Annotated in this window: 1 protein-coding gene; it reads left to right on the forward strand. The window is 49.2% G+C overall.

Annotated elements, in window-relative coordinates:
- Positions 1-129 precede the first annotated feature (129 nt).
- Entirely contained in the window at positions 130-258 is a 129-nt protein-coding gene (locus tag P0G09_RS19485) for a hypothetical protein (RefSeq protein WP_275253502.1), read from the forward strand.
- The last annotated feature ends 37 nt before the right edge of the window (positions 259-295 follow it).

The raw sequence follows: 295 nt of genomic DNA on the forward strand, positions 1-295 counted from the left end.
AACCTATTGACAATCTAGGTAAATAGGGATATAATCCAGACAACAAATCCACCAACCTAGTGGGAAATTGAAGCCAAGTTCCCCAGGGTCTTAGAGGATTGGGAAAACCATTGAAAGGAGGGCACCAAAATGACGCTGATCTGGAAAAACCTGCTCCACGCGAACTTCCGTTGTGGGCGAATGTACACCACCCGGGCAGACTATGGGACCGAGCGCTGTGCATTGCCCTCTGCAGACCGAATGTGTGTGCGAATGTGATGGCAAAGATGCCAAAGCGCTATACCCGAATTTTTGC

Source organism: Faecalibacterium sp. DFI.5.82 (genome assembly GCF_029076575.1).
Lineage (GTDB): Bacteria > Bacillota > Clostridia > Oscillospirales > Ruminococcaceae > Faecalibacterium > Faecalibacterium duncaniae.

What these genes read in the sequence shown, in the direction of transcription:
- P0G09_RS19485 (WP_275253502.1), top strand. Translation starts at nt 130, where the DNA reads ATGACGCTGATCTGGAAAAACCTGCTCCACGCGAACTTCCGTTGTGGG.